Below are 21,618 nucleotides of genomic sequence, written 5' to 3'. Positions count from 1 at the left end.
GGTTCAGCCTGTGTCTGCCGCCGGCGATGGCGCGGCGATCGGCGGCAGGCGGAAGGTGAAGCGGGTGCCGCGCTCGGGTGCGGAGTCGACCTCGAGCGTGCCGCCATGGGCGCGGGCGATTTCGGCGGCGATGTAGAGGCCCAGGCCGAGTCCGGGACGGGCGTCGTCGTCGCGGCGGGTGAAGGGCTGGAACAGGTCGGGAATGCGGTCGGCGGGGATCGCGCCGCCGTTGTGCACGGACAGGCGCAGGACGCCGTCGTGGCGGTCGGCCTCGATGCGCACCGGTGCGTCCGGATCGCCGTGGCACAGTGCGTTGGCGACGAGGTTGCTGAGCAACTGGGAGAGCCGGTAGGGATCGCAGACCACCGGCGCGCCGAGTTCGATCCGGGTTTCGATGCGGCGCTCGGGATACGATGCGCCGGCCTCTTCGACCACCTGCTCCAGCAGCGCCTCCAGGCGGTCGTGCTGGGACAGGTCGAGCGCGATGCCGCCGCCCAGCCGGCCGCGGGCGAAGTCGAGGGTGGCGCGCACCATTTCCTCCATCCGCGTGGCGCTGCGCAGGATCAGCTCGGCCAGTTGCTGCTGGCGCGGCCCCAGCCCGTAGTGGCCCAGCAGCTCGGCGCTGGTGACGATGGCCTGCAGGGGGCTGCGCAGGTCGTGGCCGAGTACGGCGATGAACTCCTCGCGCAGCCGCGCGATGCGCTCGGATTCGGCCAGCGCCGTCCCCGCGCGCTGCAGCCTGTCTTCGCTCTCGAGCTGCAGGCCGATCAGCTGGGCGAGCAGTTCCATGTTGCGCAGGATGGTGGGATCGATCTCCAGCGGTCTCGGGTCGAGCGCGCACAGGGTGCCGAAGAAGCGGCCGTCCGGGCGCCGGATCGGGACGGAGATGTAGGCCTCGAAGCCGTAGCGGGCGGGGATGGGGTGGCCGGCCTAGACCGGGTGCCGGGAGGCGTGGCCGAAGGCGATGGTCTGTCCGTGCTGGCGGATCTCGTTGCAGAAGGTCCATTCCAGTTGCAGGTGCCCGCCGGGCTGCAGGCCGAACCCCAGGCGGTCGAGCACCTGGCAGGCGGTCCAGGTGCGGTCGGTGACGCGGGCCACCGCGGCCACGCGCATGCCGGTGGTGCGGGCGACGATCTCCAGGATCGTCGGCACCGCGTCGATGCGGGCGACGGCCTGGATGTCGCGCAGCTCGTCCTGGTCGGTCGTGGTCATGGGCGGTCCCTCCCCATGGGAATCCTGCGTGCAGAGTAACCGCTCCGCGCGGCGGCTGCGCCGTGGCGTTCACCGGCCGCGAAGGCGGCGATCGGCGACACTGCCCGGCATGCCGTCGACTCCCCGGTTCCGCCTGCCTGCCGTGCTGTACCTGCTCGCCTGCGTCTGCGCCTGGACGCCGGTCCGGGCTGCGGACGCGGACGTGCGGGCGGCGCTGTCGCGCACGGCCGAGGAGGCGGCGAGCATCGCGCCGCTGCGGACCCTGATCGTCGCCCACGACGGGCGCGTGCTGGTCGAGCGGGGCTACCGCGGTTACCGCACCGACGCGCCGGCCAACATCAAGTCCGCCTCGAAGGCGGTGGTGTCGGCGCTGGTGGGCATCGCGATCGCGCGCGGCGTGCTCGAGGGCGTCGATCAGCCGATCGCGCCGTTGCTGGCCGACAAGCTGCCGGCCGAACCCGACCCGCGCATGGCGCGGATCACCATCGGCCACCTGCTGTCGATGCAGGCCGGTCTGGCGCGGACTTCCGGCCCGGGCTACGGACGCTGGGTGGCCAGCCGCGACTGGGTCCGTGCCGCGCTGGCGCAGCCGTTCGTCGACGAGCCCGGCGGCGGCATGCTGTACTCCACCGGTTCCACGCATCTGCTGTCGGCGATCCTCGCGCGAGAAAGCGGGCGCTCGACCCTGGCGCTGGCGCGCGACTGGCTCGGCGCGCAGGAAGGCTTCGCGATCGCGTCCTGGGACCGCGACCCGCAGGGCATCCATTTCGGCGGCAACCAGATGGCGATGACGCCGTGCTCGCTGCTGGCCTTCGGCGAGCTGTACCGGAAAGGCGGGCGCGCGCGCTCGGGGGCGCAGGTGCTGCCGGTGGCGTGGGTGGAGGCTTCCTGGCGCCCGCGCACGCGCTCGGTCTTCAACGGCGACGGCTATGGCTACGGCTGGTTCGCGCGCCGCATCGGCGGGCAGGACGTGCGCTACGCCTGGGGCTACGGCGGGCAGATGCTCTACGTGGTGCCGGCGCTCGGGCTCACCGTGGCGATGACCTCCGACGAGCGCCTGCCATCGGCCAGCAGCGGGCACCGCGCCGCGCTCCACGACCTGCTCGCGCGCATCGTGCGCGACATCGGCGCGCACGCGCCGTAGCGGCCGAGACGGCTCCGACGCCCTCGCATGCGGCGGCATCCTTGCGGACCCAGCGCGCGCCGGCTAGCCTCGTGCGCAGGGGAGAGCGACGCCGTACGGGAGAGGAGAGGGCAAGGATGACCATTCGGGTGTTCATGGTCGACGACCATGCGCTGGTCCGCACGGGGCTGCGCATGATCCTGGCCAACGAGGGCGACATCGAGGTCGTGGGCGAGGCGGACAGCGGCGAGGCCGCGCTTCCGGAGATCCGCAGGCTCGCCCCGGACGTCGTGCTGTGCGACCTGCACCTGCCGGGACTGAGCGGTCTCGAGGTGACCGAACGCATCGTGCGCGGCAAGTACGGCCCGCGCGTCATCGTGGTGTCGGTGCTGGAAGACGGGCCGATGCCCAAGCGCCTGATCGAGGCGGGCGCGTCCGGCTACGTCGGCAAGGCTGGGGACGCCAGCGAGCTGGTCCGCGCGGTGCGCGTGGTGGCCGCGGGCCGCCGCTACCTGGCGACCAGCATCGCGCAGAACATGGCGCTGTCGGGACTGGCCGGCGACGACAGCCCGTTCGACCAGCTGTCCGCGCGCGAACTGGAGATCGCCATGCTGCTGATCCAGGGCCTGCGCCAGGAGCAGATCGCCAAGCGGCTCAGCCTGAGCGCGAAGACCGTCAACACCCACAAGACGCGATTGTTCGCCAAGTTGCGCGTGCAGGACACCATCGCGCTGGCGCGACTGGCCGCGCAGTACGGACTCGCCGACCCGTCCCACGCGCTGTAGCTCCGCCTCGCGCGGCGATCCGCGCTTCGCGTTTCGCGCAAGGGAACGCGGGGCCGCTTCATGCCGCCGCCGCAAACGCAACGGGCGGCCCGAAGGCCGCCCGTGCTTGCGATGCCGAGGTGCGGGCCGGTCAGGCTTGCTTGCCGGCGGCGCGGTCCTCGTCTTCTTCAGCGCCGGTCGCGTCCGCGTTGGCGTTCGTGGTGTCCGCGTCCGCAGGCGCCGCGATGGCGTCGAACAGGCCCGGGGCGACCGGTGCGGCGCCGGGCGCTGCCTCGGTCCCGGTATTCGCGGTTTCCGGTGCCGGATGCGGGCGTGCGGGCGTGTCCTGCGGCCGGTCCGCAGCCTCCGCGACGGCGTCGGCCGGCGCGGGGGCGGCGCGCTGGACCGTCTCGGCGGACGCGGTGTTCTGCGTCGCTCGATCCGCATCGGCGGCCGCCGTCGCTTCGGGGAGCGTCGGCGCCTCGGCCTTGGCCTCGGCCTCCGGCTCCGGCTCCGGCTCGAGTGCCGGTGTGGTTTCGACGGCAGCCGTCGGAGCCGGTGCCGGTGCGGGAGCCGGTGTAAGCGCAGGCGCGGGTGCAGGTGCAGGCGTCGCCGGTGCCTGCGTCGCCTCGATCGGCGCACGTTCCGGTGCGGTCGGCGCCTCCGTCTTCGCGCCGGCGCCGGCTTCGATCGCGGCGACCGTCGCCGTGCTGGCGGCGACCGCGGCCGGCGCTTCGCGGCGCGGCTCATCGCTGCGCCGGGACGGCCGCGCCGGTCCGGCGGCGTGGGCATCGGCGGGCTGGACATCGTCGAAGTCGAACTCGGGCTGCGAGCCGTCCACGGCCTGCGTGGGGCCGTCCTGCCCGGCCTCGTCGTCGAGCGCGTCCAGGCCATTGTCCTGCTCGGCACCCGCTTCGCCGGCGCCGCGGCGGCGGCGACGGCCGCCACGACGACCACGGCGGCGACGGCCGCCTTCCGCCGTGGCGGTCTCGTCGGTGGGCGCGGCGTCGCCGTCGGGCCGGAGGGCTTCGGTCCCGGTCGCGGCTTCGTCTGCGACGACCTCGGGCGCGGTCCGCTCCTCGGTCCGTGCGCTGGGCTCGGTCGCGGCCTGTCCGGCTACCGCGGCCGTGGCGGCGGCAACGGCCACGGCCGTCCCGGCCGGGACGGTCTCGTCGCGGCGGATGTCCTCCTGCGCCTCTCGCGCCTCGCGGCGGGCATCCTCGCCTTCGGCCTTGCGGGCGTTCTTCGGCGGCTTCGGCGCGCGTGGCGGCTTCGGTGCGGCGGGCGCCTGGCCGGCCTGCGCCTGCGCGGCTGCCGGTTGCGACGGCGCCTTCTGCGCGGTCGCGCGGTCCGGTTGGCCGTTGCGCTGTTCGCGCCCGTTCTGGCCGCCGCGCTCGCCGGAGCCGTTCTGGCCGTTCTGCTTGGCGCCGCGACGCGGCTCGTCGCGGCGCTGCGCGTCGCGGCCCTGGCGGCGGTCGCGGCGGCCGTTCTGGCGATCGCGTTCGCCGTTGCGTTCGTCGCGCGACTGCGCCGGGGCGGGCGAGGCCGGGCGCGCGGGCGTGTCGGCGGCCGGCGCTGCGAACAACCGCTTCAGCCAGCCGACGACGCCGACGACAGCGGGCGCCGAAGGTGCCGGGGCGGGCGCTGGCGCCGGCGTCGGCGCGGCCGGCGCGGGCGCCGGCTCCTCGCGCGGCTCGCGCACCGGCGCGGGCTGCGCGGGACGCACGTTGGTGACCGCCGGCGGCGGGATGTTGAGGTTGTTCTTGTTGAGCGCGATGGTCGCCAGCTTGCGCGGGGTGCCGCGCTGGTAGCTGGGCTTGCTGGTCTCCTCGCCGAGCTCGTTCTCGCGGATGCGGGTGACCTCGTAGTGCGGGGTCTGCAGCTGCTCGTCGGCGACGATCACGATCGGCGCCTTGTGCCGCTTCTCGATCTCGGCCAGCGCGCCGCGCTTCTCGTTGAGCAGGTAGTTGGCGATCTCCACCGGGGCCTGCACCAGCACCTGCCCGGTGTTGTCCTTCATCGCGTGCTCCTCGGCCACGCGGATGATCGACAGGCTCAGCGATTCGACGCTGCGCATGCGGCCGTGGCCCTCGCAGCGCGGGCACACGATCTGGCTGGACTCGCCGAGCGAGGCGCGCAGGCGCTGCCGGCTCATCTCCAGCAGGCCGAACTTGGAGATCCGGCCCAGCTGCACGCGGGCGCGGTCGTACTTCAGCGCGTTCTGCAGGCGGTTCTCCACCTCGCGCTGGTGCTTGTTCGACGACATGTCGATGAAGTCGATCACCACCAGGCCGCCGAGGTCGCGCAGGCGCAGCTGGCGGGCGACCTCGTCGGCCGCTTCCAGGTTGGTGTGGAACGCGGTTTCCTCGATGTCGCCGCCGCGGGTGGCGCGCGCGGAGTTCACGTCCACTGCGGTCAGCGCCTCGGTCTGGTCGATCACCAGCGCGCCGCCGGAGGGCAGGCGGATGGTGCGCTCGTAGGCGTTCTCGATCTGCGACTCGATCTGGAAACGGTTGAACAGCGGGGTGTCGTCGGTGTAGTGCTTGAGCTTGCGCTTGTTGTGCGGCATCACCTGCTCGACGAACTCCAGCGCCTCGGCGTACATCTCCGGGGTGTCGACCAGGATCTCGCCGATGTCGGCGCGCATGTAGTCGCGCAGGGCGCGGGTGATCAGCCGCGACTCCTGGTAGATCAGGAACGGCGCCGGCTTGCTCAGCGCGGCTTCGGCGATCGCGCGCCAGATGCTGAGCAGGTAGTCGAGGTCCCACTGCAGCTCTTCGGCGTCGCGGCCGACGCCGGCGGTGCGGATGATCACCCCCATGTCGTCGGGGATGTTCAGCTTGTCCATCGCCTCCTTGAGCGCGGCGCGGTCCTCGCCCTCGATGCGGCGCGAGACGCCGCCGGCGGTCGGCGAGTTGGGCATCAGCACCATGTAGCGGCCGGCCAGCGAGATAAAGGTGGTCAGCGCCGCGCCCTTGTTGCCGCGCTCCTCCTTCTCGACCTGGACCACCACCTCCTGGCCCTCGCGCAGCAGCTCGCGGATGCCGGCGTTGCGGGGATCGACCCCGGCCTGGTAGTAGTCGCGGGAGATTTCCTTCAGCGGCAGGAAGCCGTGGCGTTCGGCGCCGTATTCGACGAAGGCCGCCTCCAGCGACGGCTCGAGCCGGGTGATGCGGCCCTTGTAGATGTTGGACTTCTTCTGTTCCTGCGACGGCTGCTCGATGTCGATGTCGTACAGCGTCTGGCCGTCCACGATCGCGACGCGCAGCTCTTCGGCCTGCGTCGCATTGATCAGCATGCGTTTCATGGTGCGTTCCTCGCGCGCTGCCACCGCGCGGAACGCCGTGGGCGTTTCGCCTCTGGACACTTGAGACCGCACCGCCCCGGTCGGGGACCGGATCGCGCGGGGCAGGGCCCCGGCGCTTCGCGGCGCGGTCTTGGGGTTTCCAGCGCTACGACACCACGGCAGGCCGCGGGAGCGCTTTGTTCGTCTTGCCTGTTTCGGGGCCGGCGGCGCCGTCGGCTCGGGGGCCGGGGCGCCGCGCGGGTCATGTTCAGCACCGGACCTCGCGGGCCGGACGATGGCCGGGTCTGCCGGTGAGCCGCTAACATGTCCGCCCCGGGGGCGGTGGCCGCGCACTGCATCGGAATCCAGAAAGCGGGGCTTTCGGCCCCTGAGCGCCCGGCCCGTCCCTTGCGGCGGTACCCTGCGCAACTTCCTGCGAAATCAAACCCTTATCTCGCGCGGCGAGTGTAGCAGATCAAAATCGCCGATGTCCCATTCACCTCCATCTCCCCGCGCCGGGGGCGCCCGCACCGTGCGGGTGCCCGAGGACCGCGACGGCCAGCGGCTGGACAACTTCCTGCTCGGCCAGCTCAAGGGCGCGCCGCGCAGCCTCGTCTACAAGCTGGTGAGATCCGGGCAGGTGCGCGTGAACGGCGGGCGCGCCAAGGCCGAGCGCAAGCTGGCCGGCGGCGACGAGGTGCGCATCCCGCCGGTGCGGCTGGAGGCCGACGGGGCGCCGCAGGGCGGCCCGGGGCGTTCGCTGCTGCAAGCGCTGGAGGCGGCGATCGTGTACGAGGACGAGCGGCTGCTGGCGCTGAACAAGCCCTCCGGCATCGCCAGCCACGGCGGCAGCGGGATCGCCTTCGGCGCCATCGAGACCCTGCGCGCGCTGCGCCCCGAGGGCAGCTTCGAGCTGGTGCACCGGCTCGACCGCGATACCTCCGGCCTGCTGGTGGTGGCCAAGAAGCGCAAGGCGCTGACCGAGCTGCAGGCGCTGATGCGCGGCGAGGGCGGGATCGAGAAGCGCTACCTGGCGCTGCTGCTGGGGCGCATGCCGGATGGCGTCATGAGTGTGGACGCACCGCTGCAGGTGGGCCTGCGCCAGGGCGGCGAGCGCCATGTGCGGGTGGACGCGGCGGGCAAGCCCTCGCTCAGCCACTTCAAGGTGCTGGAGCGTCGCGGCGGGCATTCCTGGTGCGAGGTGCGGATCGAGACCGGACGCACCCACCAGATCCGCGCGCACGCCGCGCACCTCGGCCATCCGGTCGCCGGCGACGACAAGTACGGCGACGCCGAGGCCAACCGCCGCCTGCGCGACCAGGCCGGCCTGCGCCGCCTGGCCCTGCACGCCGCTTCCATGGCCTTCGCGCTGGATGCCGGCCGCGCGCCCTACGTGCTGCACGCGCCGCTGGCGCCCGAGCTGGGGCAGGTGCTGGACCGGCTGGGGTGATCGGCGGGCGCCCGCATTGCGGGGCGCCCGCCTGGCACGCCGGCGTGGCTCAGAAGGTCGCGCGCAGCGACAGCGTGGCGTTGCGCGGTTCGCCGTAGAAGTTGCCGCGGCCGGTGGCGGAGATGCGGGTGTAGTAGACCTTGTCGAACAGGTTGCCGATGTTCAGGCGCAGCATCAGGCCGTCGCGGAGCCGGTAGCCGACCAGCGCGTCGACGACGGCGTAGCCCCCCTGGCGCACCACGGTCGGCACGGCCAGCTGGGCGTTGCCGCCCTCCACCGCGGAGTAGTAGTTCACCCCGGCGCCGACCTGCAGCCCGGCCAGCGGGCCGTCGGCGACGTCGTAGTGGATGAACAGCTTCAGGCCGTGCCGGGGCGATATCCGGGTGAACGGGCGGTTCTCGTTGCTGGCGTCCTTCGCGTACTCGTTGGTGTTGTAGGCGTAGCCGCCGACGATCGACCAGCGGTCGGTGAGGCGGCCGTTGGCCTCCAGCTCGATGCCCTGCGATTCCACTTCGCCCTCGGCGACGAAGAAGCCCTCGTTGTCCGGATCCGGCTGCGCGCGGCCGACCTGCTCGATCCGGTAGGCCGCGGCGCTGAGCAGCAGGCGGCCGTCCAGCACCTGGCCCTTGACGCCGCCTTCCCACTGCTCGCCGCGGGAAGGCTCGATCAGGTCGCCGTCGGCGGTGCGGCTCTGCTGCGGCTGCAGGCTCTCCACGTAGCTGGCGTAGGCCGTCCATTGCCCGGTCACGTCGAACGTCAGCCCCGCGAACGGGGTCAGTTCCGACGGCATCCGGTTCTGCGTCCACGGCCCCAGCCGGACCGGCTGCGGATCGGTCAGGCTCGGCCGGTCGCGGGTGAAGCCGTCGCGGGCCTCGATCTTCCAGTGGCTCAGGCGCGCGCCGGCCAGCAGGTTCAGGCGATCGCCGAGGCTCAGGTCGGCGTGGCCGTAGACGCCCCACTGGCGGGTCTTGTTCAGGCCGCCGCTGTTGGGCCGGTAGGCCGGACGCGGGATGGCGTTGTCGGGAGCGAACACATCGATGCGCGCGAACGCGCTGTCGCGCCACTCCTCGTAGTGGTAGTCGTTCTTCTGCAGGTCCGCGCCGAACAGGACCTCGTGCTCGCGCCCGAACAGCCTGAAGGCGCCGGAGACGTTGACGTCCACGCTGGTCCAGTCCTCGGTGGAATCGCCGTAGTAGGCGATCTGGTTGACCCAGCCGTTGTCGGGCGTGACCGGGCCGCTGCCGACGTAGGCGTAGTAGTTCAGCGCATCGTGGCTGGCGCGCTGGAAGGTGGCCCTGGCGCGCCAGTCGTCGCCCAGGCGCCAGTCGAGCTCGGCGAAGCCGACCAGGCTCTGGCTGTCGAGCGCGTTCCAGTCGGCGCCGAGGTAGGTGGAGCGGGGCACCGACAGCAGGCCGCCGCCGACGTACCCGGGCAGGCCGGTCTGGATCGGGGCCAGGTAGTCCTGGTAGTGGGCGCCGACGGTCAGCGTGGCCTGGTCGCCCAGGTCCAGCGCGGTCGCGCCGTACAGCACGTAGCGCTCGCGGCGGCCGACGTCGTAGAACATGTCCGACTCGTGGGCCGAGGCGGCGAAGCGCCCGCGCAGCCGGCCGCCCTCGACCAGCGGCCCGCCCACGTCCACCTCGGCGCGCAGGTTGTCCCAGCGGCCGGCCAGCAGCGCGGCGCTGGCCTGGAAGGTCCGTTGCGGGCGCTTGCGCACCAGGTTGATCGCGCCGCCCGGCTGCGCCGCGCCGGAGAACAGGCTGGAGGCGCCGCGCAGCACCTCGACGCTCTCGTAGACCGTCAGGTCCGGGCGCGTGCCCGGGTAGCCGATCGAGGCCACGCCGTCGATCAGGTAGGCGTCGATGTTGAAGCCGCGCGAGATGTAGGTCTGCCCTTCGGAGCTGACCCCGGTCACGGTGATGCCCGGCGTCTGCAGCAGGGCGTCCTCCAGGGTGTAGAGGTTGCGCAGCTCGATCTGCTCGCGCGAGATCACCGAGATCGTCTGCGGGATGTCCTTCAGTTCCGCGGCCTGCTTGGCGCCGGCGCTGTTGCGGGTGCCGGTCACGATCACGTGGTCGAGCGAGGTCGCCTCGGCCGCGGCGCCCGCGTCCTGCGCCTGGGACAGCGCCGGCGCGCCCGCCAGCAGGGCGCCGAGCGCGACCGCCAGCCGGAGGCGCGCGGGCGCTTGCCCGGATGCCGGGGAGAAGGAGGCGCGGAATGGCCGGCGGTGGGGCGTGCAGCGGGCGGTACGGACGAACATGGTGGGGGCTCTCGGGGAGGGGGCGGAGAAAAGCGCAGGCGTACGCGCCCGGGGAACGGGCACGGCGACGGCTTGGGGGGCGGGCTGGGCCTCGCGATCTCCGGGATCGGGCCTGGCTGGACGATGGGCGGGACGGCACTGGCCGTGCGCCTCAAGAACGATAATGGTTATCGTTCGTAAAAAAGTTGTCAATGGAGGCGCACGCTCGGCGTGCGCGACCTCGGGCGTGCGCCCGCGAGATGTGCGGGCACCCGCGTCGATCGGCGATCGCGTTCGCGCGGGCGAGGCGCGGACGCGCGGCGTCGCGGCTCAACCGGTCGCGCGCGCCTGCAGGGCGCGCAGGCGCGCGCCGATCAGCTCGAGGTTGGCCTGGCCGCCGCGCAGCGCGTCGGCGTGTCGTTCGGGCAGCACCGCCTCGGCCAGCCGGCGCAGGCGCTCGCCGCTGGCGCGCCAGCGTTCGGCCAGCGCCGGCGCGTGCTCGGCCAGTCGCGCGCGTTCCTCCGCCTGCGGCAGGCCGTAGCCCGGCGTGCCGTCGAGCAGGCGCGCCGGGCGGATCAGCAGGCCCTCCAGCGCGAGGGTGTCGTCGAGCAGGGCGCGGCCGGCGCGCGCCTCGGCGTCGCCGTGCGGCAGCCGGCGTTGCAGCGCATCGCGCGCGCGCCGTTCGGCGCGCCGCAGCGCGGCGTCCTCCAGCACCAGCAGGGCGGCGCTGGCGCGCAGGTCGCCGCGCTCCAGCCACGGCCGGCGCTGCGCGGGCGCGAGATCCAGCCACGCGTCGGCGTCGCGCACGGGCAGCGCGAGGCGCTCGCGCGCGACGGCGAACAGTTCGGCGTGGTGCGCGTCCGCGGACGGGAAGCGGTAGCCGAGCCGTACCGCGTCGTCGCCTTCGGGCGGTGCGGGATCGGCCACGCCGGCGCGTTCGAGCCGGCGCAGCAGCGCGGTCGGCGTGATGCTCGCCAGCCGCTGGCCGGCCAGCCGCGGCACGCCGTCGTGCAGCAGCTTGAAGGTCTCGGTGGCGCAGTTGTTGCCGAGGAAGGTGTAGCGGCCGTCGTAGCTCCAGTGCAGCTGCGCGGCGCGTTCGAGCAGCCCGGCGATCTCGCCCGGCGACAGCCGCAGCGGTACCGAGCGCAGCCCGCGCAGCTCGACCTGGGTGTACTCGTCGATCACCTGCGACAACGGCAGCACGAACAGCCGCGAGGGGTAGCGGCCGGTCAGGCCGCCCCAGCCGGAGACCTGCACGTCGTCGACGAAGGCGCGGAAGGACAGCACGCGGTGGTGGCCGAGGTCGAGGCGGCAGTCGGGGCCGGGCGCGCGGCCCGGCGCGCACACCACCAGCCGCAGCATGCTGTGGCCCCAGCGGCTCATCGGCGATGCGGCGGGCTCGGCCAGCAGGTACTCCACCGCGAACACGCGCGCCGGGTCCAGCGGTTCGTACACGCCGTCGGTGGCCGGGGCGACGAAGGGCAGCGCGTCCGGGCACGGCGGGCCGCCGGCGGCGGCGCCCGGCGTGCCCAGGCGCTCGGCGAGGTGCCGGTGCAGCGCGGGCCGGCGGCAGGCGTAGGCGGGGTCGAGCAGGAAGTGCTCGAGGTTCACCGCTAGGAATTCCGCCGGCGCGCGCAGCTCGTAGGGATCGGGCGAGCGGTCGCGCATCGGGTTGCGCGCGTTGCGCAGGCCGAGGCGGCGCGGGCGCACCTGCCAGCCGGCCAGGTCGAGCAGGCGCGGCTCGCGCGACAGGTCCAGCCGCTGGTCGAGCGCGTGGGCGATCTCGTGCAGCAGCGCCGCCAGGGCGGGATCGCGTTGCGGCGGGACGGGCGTACCGGGGGCCGCGAGGCGCGGCGCGAGCAGGGCGCGGTCCAGCGCGATGCGGTGGCCGCGCTGGCGGCCGTGCACGCCGACCGGCAGGTCGTCGCGCAGGCCGAGCCGCAGCGGCCCGATGCGGGCGGCCAGGGCGGCCGGCAGGCGGGCGCCGGCATCGGCGATCAGGCGCCGGGCGGCGGCGCGTTCGGCCGGCGAAAGGCCGGTCGCATCGAGATCGATGGTCAGGCCGGCCTGCGCCGGCCACTGGGCGAGGGCGAGCGCGGCCGCTGCGGCCAGCGCGTGGAGGCGCCGGCGGCGCCGCGGGCTCACAACGCCAGGATCGCCCGCGCCAGTTCCAGGTCGCTGGCCGCGCGGGCCTCGGGCGAGCGGGTGCGCAGGTGGTGCAGCGCGGCCTCGAGGCGCACGCCGCGGATGCGGCCGTCGCTGGCGACGAAGCTGGCCGCGTCGGCGCGCGCCTCGACGACGACCTTGTCGCGGCCCGCGCTGCTGGCGGAGGTGCCGGCGGAGCTGGCGGAGGTGCCGCCGGCGGTGGTGCCGGCGAAGCTGGAGGCGACCGCGGGCGATGCGGCGGTGGCGGCGAGAAGCAGGGCGGCGAGCGTCGGGCGCAGCGACATCGGCGGAACATCCGGGATTCGGGAATCCGGCGTAGGGTAGCGCAAGCGCGACCGTTCCCGCCGCTGGGAACGCGCTCAGGCCCGCGCCGCGCGGCTTGCGGATTCGCGCAGGTAGGCGAGCGCGCCCTGCGCGGCGATGCGGCCGCTGGCGAAGCAGGCGGTCAGCAGGTAGCCGCCGGTGGGGGCCTCCCAGTCCAGCATCTCGCCCGCGGCGAAGCAGCCGGGCCGCGCGCGCAGCATCAGCTCCGGCGTCAGCGCCTCCAGCGCGATCCCGCCGGCGGTGCTGATCGCCTCGGCGACCGGGCGCGGGCGCAGCAGGCGCAGCGGCAGCGCCTTCGCCGCCGCGGCCAGTCGCGCCGGGTCCTGCAGCGTGTCCTGCGGGCACAGCTCGCGCAGCAGGCCCGCGCGCGCGCCGGCGATGCCGGCGCTGCGGCGCAGGTGCTCGCCGAGGCTGCGCTTGCCGCGCGGACGGGCCAGTTCGCGCGCCAGACGCGCGGCGTCGCGGCCCGGCACGAGGTCCAGCGCGAGCGTGGCCTCGCCATCGCGCTCGATGGCCTCGCGCAGGTCGGCGGCGATGGCGTACACCGCGCTGCCCTCGATGCCGGTCGCGGTCAGCACGAATTCGCCCTGCAGGCTGCGCGCGCGGCCGGCGCCGTCGCGCCAGTGCAGCACCACCGGCTTGAGCGGGGCGCCGGCGTGGCGCGCGGCGAAATGCGCGCTCCAGCCGACGTTGAAGCCGCAGTTGGCCGGACGCAGCGACGCCACCTCGATCCCGGCCTCGCGCAGCCACGGCACCCAGGCGCCGTCGGAACCGAGTTGAGGCCAGCTCGCCCCGCCCAGCGCCAGCACGGCGGCGGCGGCCTCGACGCGCTTCTCGCCGTCCGGCGTCTCGAAGCGCAACGCGTGCCCGGCGTCCCAGCCGGTCCAGCGGTGGTGGACGTGGAAGCGCACCCCGGATTCGCGCAGCCGCCGCACCCAGCCGCGCAGCAGCGGCGCCGCCTTCAGGTCGTCGGGAAACACCCGGCCGGAGCTGCCGACGAAGGTGCCCACGCCCAGGCCGGCGGCCCACTCGCGCAGGGCCTGGGCGTCGAACGCGCGCAGCCAGCCGCCGACGGCATCGCGGCGCGCGCCGTAGCGCTCGCGGAAGCGCTCGGGCGGGTCGGAATGGGTCAGGTTGAGGCCGCCCTTGCCGGCGATCAGGAACTTGCGCCCCACCGAGCCCTTGGCCTCGAACAGGTCGACCTCGCAGCCGGCCGCGCGCAGCGTCTCGGCGGCCATCAGGCCGGCAGGGCCGCCGCCGACGACCGCGACGGTGGGCAGGGAAAGGGCAGGCACGGGCATCGCGGCATTATCGCCGGCGGCCGCCCGGGACGGGCGGCTCAGGCGGCCGGCGCGCGGCGTTCGCGGCGCTCGGCCTCGAGCGCTTCCAGATGCGCATCGAGCGTGCGCCCGTGCGCCGCGGCTTCCTCGGCGGCGGCGGCGCGCAACTGCGGCGCGCAGCGCAGCCGCAGCGGCTCGCCCTCGCGGCGCTGGGCAACGTGGCGCAGCATCGCCAGCGCCATCGATGCGCTGTCGGTGGCCGCGGCGGTGCGGCCGTCGAGCAGCAGCAGCCATTCGCCGTCGCGCAGCGCGGCCGCGGCGACGGTCTCGCCGGCCTCGTCGGTCAGGCGCGCCTGGACCTGCAGCGCGTCGCCCAGGCGGCGGATCGGCCGCGCCGGGTCGGCCCTGCGCCGCGCATCGCGGCGGGCCTTGGAGAATCTGGACATCTCGGGTTCCGTTCGATCGCGGGGCCCATCCTACGGGATGCGCGGCTGAACGCCGGGCGACGCCGTCTTGCCGCGACCGGTGCCGGCCCCCATCTTGCGTCATCCCCAGGCGTTTCGGAGACGCGGACATGGCGACCGGATGGGCCGGCGACGGCGCGGTACAGGATAGGGCCGGTTAGCGCGAATGGCATACCTCGCATGGCTCCCCGTGGCCGCCAGGCCACCCGCAGGGCCGGCCCAGCGGACGCGCGCAGCCGCGTCATCACTCCATTGCGTATCGACATACGCGCCGTCGTTCTTCCTTGCCGCGCACGCCCGCTGGACCGGTGCGAGGCATGCCATTCGCGCTAACCGGCCCTGGATCGACGCGACCGTCGAGGATGCGATCAAGCGCGCGCGCAGCCGGCTGGGCCAGGGGCCCGGGCTGTCCCGCTGCGAGACGTGCGACGCGGAGATCCCGCAGGCGCGGCGCCGGGCGGTGCCGGGGGTGCGCCTGTGCGTGGATTGCCAGGAAGCCGAGGACCGCGCCCAGGGCGCCGCCGCCGGCTACAACCGCCGCGGCAGCAAGGACAGCCAGCTGCGCTGAGCGCGACGGGCGCTCATTCCTGCACGCGCGGCGCGCCGCCCGGGATCTGCGGCGGGGGCGGCAGCGGGGCGCCGCGCCAGCGCCGCACGGTGCGCTGGAAGAACAGGTTGTTGGGCACCTGCAGGACGGTGCCGGCGCCGCTGCCGCCGGTTTCCTGCAGGGTGGTGTAGACGAGGTTGATGTCGCTCACCCGCCCGCGCAGGCCCGGCTTCTCGCCGTTGTCCAGGATCTCGATGTAGTCGTGCAGCCGGAACGGCCGCGTGGTGAAGATCAGGATGGTGCAGAAGATGTTCGACAGCACGCTCCAGGCAGCGAAGAACGCCACCGCGGCCACGGCCGCGAAGCCGGTGAAGGCCGTCCACAGCACCGTACCGGACACGCCCAGCCGCTCCAGGATCAGCAGCAGCGCGCCGCCGTAGATCACGAAGCCGAACACCCGGCGGGTGCCGACCGCCAGCTCCGGCGGCAACTCGTAGCGGGCGTTGACGCGGCCGATGATGCGCCGGACCAGGCGCAGCAGCAGCCAGGCCACGACCAGGATCAGCACCACCTGCGCGATCGGCACGATCACGCCGAGCCAGTCCTGGAGCCAGAGCGGCAGTCGCTCGCGCATGTGGTCGCGGCCTTGTACACGGATCGGGACCGGTCATTCTAGCGGCGCGGCGCCCGGGTCCCGAACATGCCATCCGCGCCGTCGCATAATGCGCACTTCCGCCCAGCCGACCGCCCGCGATGCGCACGCCGCTGCTCCTGCTCGCCGTTCTCGCCCTGCTGCCGACCTGGGACGCCGCCGCGGCCTGCCGCAGCGGCCGCGTGCTCGCCATGGGCGAGCACGCGGCCGGCGCGAGCGGCCTGCCGGGCGTGCGGGTCTCCGACGGGCGCCGCATCGCCACGACCGACGCGCAGGGGCGCTATGCGCTGCCCGAGGCGCCGCAGGGGCCGGTGTTCGCGATCAAGCCGGCGGGGTACGCCGCGCCCGCGCGCGCCGACGGCCTGCCCGATACCTGGCGCGGTGCCGACGCGGGCGACTGCGACTTCGTCCTGCGGCCCGAGCCCGTGCGGCGCGAGGCGCTCGAGGTGCTGGTGTTCACCGACCCGCAGACCGGCGATCCCGAGCAGGTGGGCTACTACCGCGACAGCGTGGTCGCGCCGCTGGTCGGGCGCCATCGCGCCGCGCTGGGACTCACCCTGGGCGACGTGGTCGACGACGACGTCTCGCTGTACCCGGCGCTCAACGCGGCGACCGCGCAGCTCGGCGTGCCGTGGCTGCACGTGCCCGGCAACCACGACCTCGACCTGGACGCGGCGAACGACGAGGACTCGCTGCGCAGCTTCCGCGCCGCCTACGGGCCCGACACCTTCGCCTGGGAGGAGCCGGAGGCGGTCTTCGTCGGTCTGGACGACGTGATCCACCGTCCCGGCGGGCGGCCGGGTTACATCGGCGGCCTGCGCGAATCGCAGTTCGAGTTCCTCGAGACCTACCTGCCGACCGTGCCGCGCGACCGCCTGCTGGTGCTGATGCTGCACATTCCGCTGTTCGACGCCCCGGCCGACCGCGAAACCTTCCGCGCCGCCGACCGGCAGCGCCTGTACGCGCTGCTGGCCGCGCACCCGCGCACGCTGGTGCTCAGCGGCCACCGCCACGAGCTGCAGCACGTCTTCCACGATGCCGCGGCCGGCTGGCCCGGAACGCGGCCGCTGCACGAGTTCAACGTCGGCGCGGCCAGCGGCGCGTTCTGGAGCGGCGCGCCGGACGCGCGCGGGATTCCCGATGCGACGATGGTCGATGGCACCCCGCACGGCCACGCGGTGCTGCGCGTGGCCGGCGGCGGCGACTACGCGCTGGCGTGGCGGCCGGCGCGCGCCGGCCAATCCGCCGCCTTCACCGAGGCGATGGCCCTGCATGCGCCGAAGGTGCTGCGGCAGGGCGCCTACCCGGCCTGGGGCGTGTACGCCAACGTCTTCATGGGCCTGCCGGACACGCGCGTGGAGTACCGCATCGGCGATGGCGAATGGCGGCCGATGCAGCGCGTGGTGCGGCCGGATCCGCGGCTGACGCTGGAGAACGCGCGCGACGACCTGGCCGAGCGCCTGCGCGGGCGCGACCGGTCGCCGGAGGCGGTCCCGTCGACGCACCTGTGGCGCGGCGCGTTGCCGACCGACCTGGCGCTCGGCGCGCACCGGGTGGAGGTGCGCGCCTTCGATCGCTGGCAGGGCGAGCAGCGCGGCAGCCTGGACTACCGGCTGGAGGCATGGCCGCCGGCGGGCGCGGACTCGCCGTAGCGGTACGAGCGCGCCGGAAGCCGTTACGGCGCGCTGCGCGGCGGCGCCTTGAACGGCACCGCGGGCCCGGGCTCGATGCTGGCGCGCCAGGCCTGCAGGCGCTCGCCGATGCGCGCGCCCACCGCCAGCTGCGGCAGCGAGGGCGCGAACCCCTCCGCGCGCTCGCGCCGGGCGATGGCGCGGGTGGCGTCGTCGTAGGCGGCGATGAAGTCGGGGCGGCGGTTCAGGCCGTCCACCAGCCAGGCGCGGCCGAAGAAGGTGAGGTCGGCATCGGCGCCGCAGCCGAACGAGGGCCGGTCGGACGCGGCCGCGGTGATCAGCAGGGTGTCGGGCGATTTCAGCTCGGGCACGAAGCCGCCGGAGAAACAGGCCGAGATCGCCAGCACGCGGTGGCGGATGCCGGCCGCATCCAGCGCCTCGCGCAGTTGCTTGGGGCGGATCTCCTCGTCGACCATCGGCCGCAGCACCGCGGCCAGGGCGTGGTCCTCGCTGCCGTGGGTGGTGACGAACAGCAGCAGGAGGTCCTCGTCGGGATCCATCGCGCGGCCGAGCGCGGCCAGCGCGTAGCGCAGGTTGTCCAGGTTGGCCAGCGCGCGCGGCGCGTCGCCGAGGCTGTCGGGGTGGTTGATCAGGGTCAGGGTGCGGCCGCCGTTGCCCAGCCGCTGCGCGGCCACCCGCTCCAGGTGCAGCACCTCGTTGCGGAACACGTCCTCCTGGCCGTCGCCGGCCACGCCCAGCACGTAGAGGTCGGGCACGCCCGGGCGCTGCGCCGGCATCGCCGCGATCGTGGCGTCGATCCGTTCGCGATCGCTGGCCTGCCAGGTCGGCTCGGCGGCGCGGGCGCCCGGCGGCAGCGCGACGAGCAGGGCGGCCAGAACCAGCGGCCAGGCGCGAGCGGCGTGCGCGGCCATCGCCTAGGCCGGTTCGAGCTGGTCGAAGCGCTCGATGCGCGGGTGGCCGTGGGCGGCCTCGCCCTCGCGCGGTTCGGGATAGTCCTCGCGGCGGTCCAGGAGCACCGTGCGCAGCCCGCTCTCGCGCGCGGCGTCGAGTTCCTCGACCACGTCGGACAGGAACACGATCTCGCCCGGCGCCGTGCCCAGCGCCTGGGCGATGCGCGCGTAGCTGGCGGCCTCGCGCTTGCCGCCGGTCTCGGTGTCGAACCAGGCCGAGACCAGGGCGCGCAGGTCGCCGGCTTCGCTGTGGCCGAAGAACAGCTTCTGCGCCGGCACCGAGCCGGACGAGTACACCGCGATCCGGCGGCCGGCGGCGTGCCAGGCGCGCAGCGCGCGAGCGGCGTCGGGATAGACGTGCGCGGCGTAGGCGCCCTGGCGATAGCCTTCCTCCCAGATTAGGCCCTGCAGAGCCTTGAGCGCGGTGTGCTTGCGGTCGGCGTCGATCCACTGCTGCAGCGTGCGCACCACCGCCTCGTCGCCGTCGGCGCCGGTCTCCGCGGCGACCTGGTCCAGCCAGCGCCGCACCCCGGGCTCGCGCCCGTGCGCGGCGACGAAGGCCGGCAGGTGCTCGCGCGCGTAGGGGAACAGCACCTCCTTGACGAAGGAGATGCTGCTGGTGGTCCCCTCGATGTCGGTCAGGACCGTCGCCGGCAGGTCGGCGGCCGTGCTCATGCGCGCTCGTAGCGCGGGAACTTCCGCGCGATGTCGGAGCCGGTGAAGTGCCCGACCCAGCCGTCCGGCTTCTGGAAGAAGCGGATCGCCACGAAGTACGGCTCCGGGCCCATGTCGAACCAGTGGGTGGTGCCGTCGGGCACGCTGATCAGGTCGTCCTTCACGCACTCGATCTCGTAGACCTTGTCGCCCACGTGCAGGGTGAACAGGCCGGAGCCGGCGACGAAGAAGCGGACCTCGTCCTCCTGGTGGAAGTGTTCGTCCAGGAACTTGCTGCGCAGCGCGTCCTTGTTCGGGTTGTCCGGGGCGATGCTGATGACGTCCACGCTGTTGAAGCCGCGCTCGGCGACCAGGCGGTCGATGTCGGCCTTGTAGGCGGCGATGACCTCTTCCTGCGAGGCGCCGGGCTCCACCGGCCGGCTGGCCCGCCAGCGTTCGAAGCCGGCGCCGATCTTGGCCAGCTCGCGGGCGATCTCGTCGCCGTCCTGGGTGACCAGCAGCGGGGTGTCGGGGGCGTCGTCGGCGAAGATGCGCAGGCGGCTCATGGCGGGGGATCTCCTGGCGGGCCAGATGAAAAGGCCCCTCAGACTAGCAATCGGGCGGGAAATGGGGAGTCTCGCGGCGGAACACAGGCCGCGCGCGGGCGCAACGCCGCGCGCGGCCGTTCAGGCGCGCATGCCGAGCCGGCGCAGGTCCAGCTCGCAGCCCAGCAGGAACTCGAACGCCTCCAGATGCCGGCGCGCCTCGGCCATGTCCCGGCCCCAGGCGTACAGGCCGTGGCCGTCGATCAGGTAGCCCCACAGGGGCTGGCGGTCGAGCAGGGCGTCCACCTGGGCGGCGAGGGTGGGCATGTGCTGGCTGTTGGGCAGCACCGGCAGGTCCAGCGCCACCTCGTGGGTGTCGTTGCCGCGGAACGCCTTCAGCAGTTCGTAGCCCTCCAGCCGTACCCGGCCTTCGCCGGCGAACAGCCGCGAGGCGACGGTCTGGGTGCGCGAGTGGGTGTGCAGCACGCAGCCGACGTCGTCGAAGCGGCGGTAGAGCTGGGTGTGCAGCAGCGTCTCGGCGGAGGGGCGGTGGTCGCTGCCGACGGCCTCGCCCTCCATGTCCACGACCATGATGTCGGCCTCGCGCAGGCGGCCCTTGTCGCGCCCGGAGACGGTGATCGCGGCGTGGCGCGCATCGAGCCGGCGCGAGAAGTTGCTGCTGGTGGCCGGCGTCCAGCCGAGCGCGGCCAGCTCGCGGACGTTGACGATGATCTCGCCGGCGAGTTCGCACAGCCGGTGGTGGTCGTAGGGGACGGCGCTCATGGCGGGAATTCCGTGGCCAGGCATCACTATACCGGCTCGCCGCGCGCATCGCGCCCGCGGCGTCGGCGCGCGCCGGGCCGCCCGCGCCGATCCGCCGCGCTGCTAAGCTTGGCCGGCTTTTCGGGAGAGAGAGAATCCATGTCGCATTCCGCCGCACCCGGCCGCCGCAAGCTGCCGCTCCACTGGAAGATGGCCATCGGCTTCGGCGCCGGCCTCGCTGCGGGCCTGGTGGCCTACCTGACCAGCGCGGACGCGGCCTGGGTCGATGCCTTCACCCGCTACGTCACCACGCCGTTCTCGTCGATCTTCCTCAATCTCATCTTCATGCTCATCGTGCCGCTGCTGTTCTCGGCGCTGGTGGCGGGCATCGCCGAGATGGGCGACGTGCGCGCGCTGGGGCGCATCGGCTGGCGGACGCTGGCGTACACGGTGGTGCTGTCGGCGCTGGCGGTGCTGATCGGCCTGCTGATGGTCAACTGGCTGCAGCCCGGCGCGGGCGTGGACCGGGCGCTGGCGGATTCGCTGATCGCGCAGAACACCGAGCGCACCCAGCAGATCGTCAGCAGCGTGGACGAGACGCCCCGCGGCATGGACATGCTGCTGTCGATCGTGCCCGACAACGTCATCAGCGCCGCCTCCGACAACGCCTCGATCCTGGCGCTGATGTTCTTCGCGGTGATGTTCGGCGTCGGCCTGGTGCTGTCGGACCCGCAGAAGACCGCCTCGCTCAAGCGCGTCATCGACGGCGTGTTCGAGGTCTCGATGACCCTGATCAACCTGGTCATCCGCCTCGCCCCCTACGCGGTCTTCTGCTTCATGTTCAACCTGGCGGCGGTGTTCGGCTTCGAGCTGCTGCTGCGCCTGGGCGCCTACGTGGGCGTGGTGGTCGGCGCGCTGGCGCTGCACATGTTCGTCAGCTACTCGGTCGCGCTGCGCCTGGCCGGCTATTCGCCGCTGGCGTTCTTCCGCGGCATCCAGGAGGCCGCGGTGATGGCGTTCTCCACCGCCTCCAGCAACGCCACCCTGCCGACCGCGCTGCGGGTGGCCGAGGACAACCTGCGCCTGCCGACCAAGGTCTCGCGCTTCGTGCTGACCGTGGGCGCCACCGCCAACCAGAACGGCACCGCGCTGTTCGAGGGCGTGACGGTGCTGTTCCTGGCGCAGTTCTTCGGCGTGGACCTGACCCTGGGCCAGCAGTTGATGGTGATGCTGGTGTGCATCCTGGGCGGCATCGGCACCGCGGGCGTGCCCTCCGGTTCGCTGCCGGTGGTGGCGCTGATCTGCGCCATGGTGGGCGTGAACCCGATCGGCATCGGCCTGATCCTGGGCGTCAACCATTTCCTGGACATGTGCCGGACCACGCTCAACGTGACCGGCGACCTGGCGCTGGCGGCCATCGTGGCCCGCGGCGAGGTCCGCGAGGACGGCCAGGCCGCGGCGCCGGAGCCGGGCGCCGGCTGAGCGCCGCGGAAGCGTGGCGGCGGCCGCTGCCGCCGAGGATGCGGGCGGCCGGCTGCGAAAGCGGCC

The 21,618-nt window shown here is 73.8% G+C and carries 19 protein-coding genes; 6 read left to right on the top strand and 13 right to left on the bottom strand.

What is annotated here, in order from left to right:
• Positions 1 to 3: 3 nt before the first annotated feature.
• Both Z164_RS20340 and Z164_RS23345 read right to left on the bottom strand, forming a co-directional pair.
• A complete protein-coding gene (locus Z164_RS20340; RefSeq protein WP_323749929.1) occupies positions 4 to 918 on the bottom strand; it encodes a sensor histidine kinase in 915 nt (304 codons plus the stop codon).
• A gap of 12 nt (positions 919 to 930) precedes the next feature.
• A complete protein-coding gene (locus Z164_RS23345) occupies positions 931 to 1,212 on the bottom strand; it encodes a hypothetical protein (protein WP_236621788.1) in 282 nt (93 codons plus the stop codon).
• 109 nt (positions 1,213 to 1,321) lie between these two features.
• On the opposite strand from Z164_RS23345, the gene Z164_RS0110165 reads away from it, so the two are divergent.
• Both Z164_RS0110165 and Z164_RS0110160 read left to right on the top strand, forming a co-directional pair.
• Positions 1,322 to 2,356 carry a serine hydrolase domain-containing protein gene (locus Z164_RS0110165; protein WP_043689745.1) on the top strand — a complete coding sequence of 345 codons (1,035 nt, stop codon included), beginning with the start codon at positions 1,322 to 1,324 and terminating at the stop codon, positions 2,354 to 2,356.
• Positions 2,357 to 2,472: 116 nt separating this feature from the next.
• On the top strand, positions 2,473 to 3,120 hold the full coding sequence (locus Z164_RS0110160) for a response regulator (protein WP_024890590.1): 648 nt from the start codon (positions 2,473 to 2,475) through the stop codon (positions 3,118 to 3,120).
• Between the two features lie 130 nt (positions 3,121 to 3,250).
• Here Z164_RS0110160 and Z164_RS20335 read toward each other — a convergent pair whose 3' ends face one another.
• Positions 3,251 to 6,406 (bottom strand): Rne/Rng family ribonuclease, encoded by a 3,156-nt coding sequence (locus tag Z164_RS20335; RefSeq protein WP_425477221.1) that lies wholly within the window; start codon positions 6,404 to 6,406, stop codon positions 3,251 to 3,253.
• A gap of 466 nt (positions 6,407 to 6,872) precedes the next feature.
• Here Z164_RS20335 and Z164_RS0110150 point away from each other — a divergent pair, with 466 nt between their 5' ends.
• Positions 6,873 to 7,835 carry an RluA family pseudouridine synthase gene (locus tag Z164_RS0110150; RefSeq protein WP_043689743.1) on the top strand — a complete coding sequence of 321 codons (963 nt, stop codon included), beginning with the start codon at positions 6,873 to 6,875 and terminating at the stop codon, positions 7,833 to 7,835.
• A gap of 49 nt (positions 7,836 to 7,884) precedes the next feature.
• Here Z164_RS0110150 and Z164_RS20330 read toward each other — a convergent pair whose 3' ends face one another.
• From Z164_RS20330 to Z164_RS0110125, 5 genes are all read right to left on the bottom strand, one after another.
• The gene (locus Z164_RS20330) at positions 7,885 to 10,095 is read right to left on the bottom strand and encodes a TonB-dependent siderophore receptor (RefSeq protein ID WP_052338405.1); all 2,211 of its coding nucleotides are present in this window, start codon (positions 10,093 to 10,095) and stop codon (positions 7,885 to 7,887) included.
• Positions 10,096 to 10,404: 309 nt separating this feature from the next.
• Positions 10,405 to 12,219: a DUF7844 domain-containing protein gene (locus Z164_RS21370; protein WP_081770143.1), complete on the bottom strand. Its 1,815-nt coding sequence runs from the start codon at positions 12,217 to 12,219 to the stop codon at positions 10,405 to 10,407.
• Positions 12,216 to 12,524, bottom strand: coding sequence for a DUF2388 domain-containing protein (locus tag Z164_RS0110135; RefSeq protein WP_024890588.1), 309 nt, complete (start codon positions 12,522 to 12,524; stop codon positions 12,216 to 12,218). Before Z164_RS0110135 ends, Z164_RS21370 begins: the two co-directional genes overlap by 4 nt.
• A gap of 75 nt (positions 12,525 to 12,599) precedes the next feature.
• A complete protein-coding gene (locus tag Z164_RS0110130; protein WP_024890587.1) occupies positions 12,600 to 13,865 on the bottom strand; it encodes a TIGR03862 family flavoprotein in 1,266 nt (421 codons plus the stop codon).
• A 38-nt stretch (positions 13,866 to 13,903) separates the two neighbouring features.
• Positions 13,904 to 14,290, bottom strand: a complete 387-nt coding sequence (locus Z164_RS0110125; protein ID WP_024890586.1) for a hypothetical protein — start codon at positions 14,288 to 14,290, stop codon at positions 13,904 to 13,906.
• A 340-nt stretch (positions 14,291 to 14,630) separates the two neighbouring features.
• Between Z164_RS0110125 and Z164_RS23340 the strand changes: the two genes are divergently transcribed.
• Positions 14,631 to 14,876, top strand: a complete 246-nt coding sequence (locus Z164_RS23340) for a DksA/TraR family C4-type zinc finger protein (RefSeq protein WP_043689799.1) — start codon at positions 14,631 to 14,633, stop codon at positions 14,874 to 14,876.
• A 13-nt stretch (positions 14,877 to 14,889) separates the two neighbouring features.
• On the opposite strand, the gene Z164_RS0110115 is transcribed toward Z164_RS23340, so the two are convergent.
• Complete coding sequence (locus Z164_RS0110115) at positions 14,890 to 15,489, bottom strand: mechanosensitive ion channel family protein (protein ID WP_024890584.1); 600 nt, start codon at positions 15,487 to 15,489, stop codon at positions 14,890 to 14,892.
• Positions 15,490 to 15,608: 119 nt separating this feature from the next.
• On the opposite strand from Z164_RS0110115, the gene Z164_RS0110110 reads away from it, so the two are divergent.
• Positions 15,609 to 17,159, top strand: a complete 1,551-nt coding sequence (locus Z164_RS0110110) for a calcineurin-like phosphoesterase C-terminal domain-containing protein (RefSeq protein ID WP_024890583.1) — start codon at positions 15,609 to 15,611, stop codon at positions 17,157 to 17,159.
• 23 nt (positions 17,160 to 17,182) lie between these two features.
• Here Z164_RS0110110 and Z164_RS0110105 read toward each other — a convergent pair whose 3' ends face one another.
• From Z164_RS0110105 to Z164_RS0110090, 4 genes are all read right to left on the bottom strand, one after another.
• Positions 17,183 to 18,070: a C13 family peptidase gene (locus tag Z164_RS0110105; RefSeq protein ID WP_024890582.1), complete on the bottom strand. Its 888-nt coding sequence runs from the start codon at positions 18,068 to 18,070 to the stop codon at positions 17,183 to 17,185.
• A gap of 3 nt (positions 18,071 to 18,073) precedes the next feature.
• Positions 18,074 to 18,784 (bottom strand): acireductone synthase, encoded by a 711-nt coding sequence (gene mtnC, locus Z164_RS0110100; RefSeq protein ID WP_043689742.1) that lies wholly within the window; start codon positions 18,782 to 18,784, stop codon positions 18,074 to 18,076.
• A complete protein-coding gene (locus Z164_RS20315; protein ID WP_043689739.1) occupies positions 18,781 to 19,329 on the bottom strand; it encodes a 1,2-dihydroxy-3-keto-5-methylthiopentene dioxygenase in 549 nt (182 codons plus the stop codon). The genes mtnC and Z164_RS20315 overlap by 4 nt, the downstream gene beginning before the upstream one ends.
• Before the next feature lie 120 nt (positions 19,330 to 19,449).
• Positions 19,450 to 20,091 (bottom strand): methylthioribulose 1-phosphate dehydratase, encoded by a 642-nt coding sequence (locus Z164_RS0110090; protein WP_024890580.1) that lies wholly within the window; start codon positions 20,089 to 20,091, stop codon positions 19,450 to 19,452.
• A 138-nt stretch (positions 20,092 to 20,229) separates the two neighbouring features.
• Between Z164_RS0110090 and Z164_RS0110085 the strand changes: the two genes are divergently transcribed.
• Positions 20,230 to 21,552 carry a dicarboxylate/amino acid:cation symporter gene (locus tag Z164_RS0110085; protein ID WP_024890579.1) on the top strand — a complete coding sequence of 441 codons (1,323 nt, stop codon included), beginning with the start codon at positions 20,230 to 20,232 and terminating at the stop codon, positions 21,550 to 21,552.
• Positions 21,553 to 21,618 lie beyond the last annotated feature (66 nt).

The sequence above is a fragment of the Luteimonas huabeiensis HB2 genome, from assembly GCF_000559025.1.
In the GTDB taxonomy this organism is placed as follows: domain Bacteria; phylum Pseudomonadota; class Gammaproteobacteria; order Xanthomonadales; family Xanthomonadaceae; genus Luteimonas; species Luteimonas huabeiensis.
This window is presented reverse-complemented; position numbering and strand designations above follow the sequence as displayed.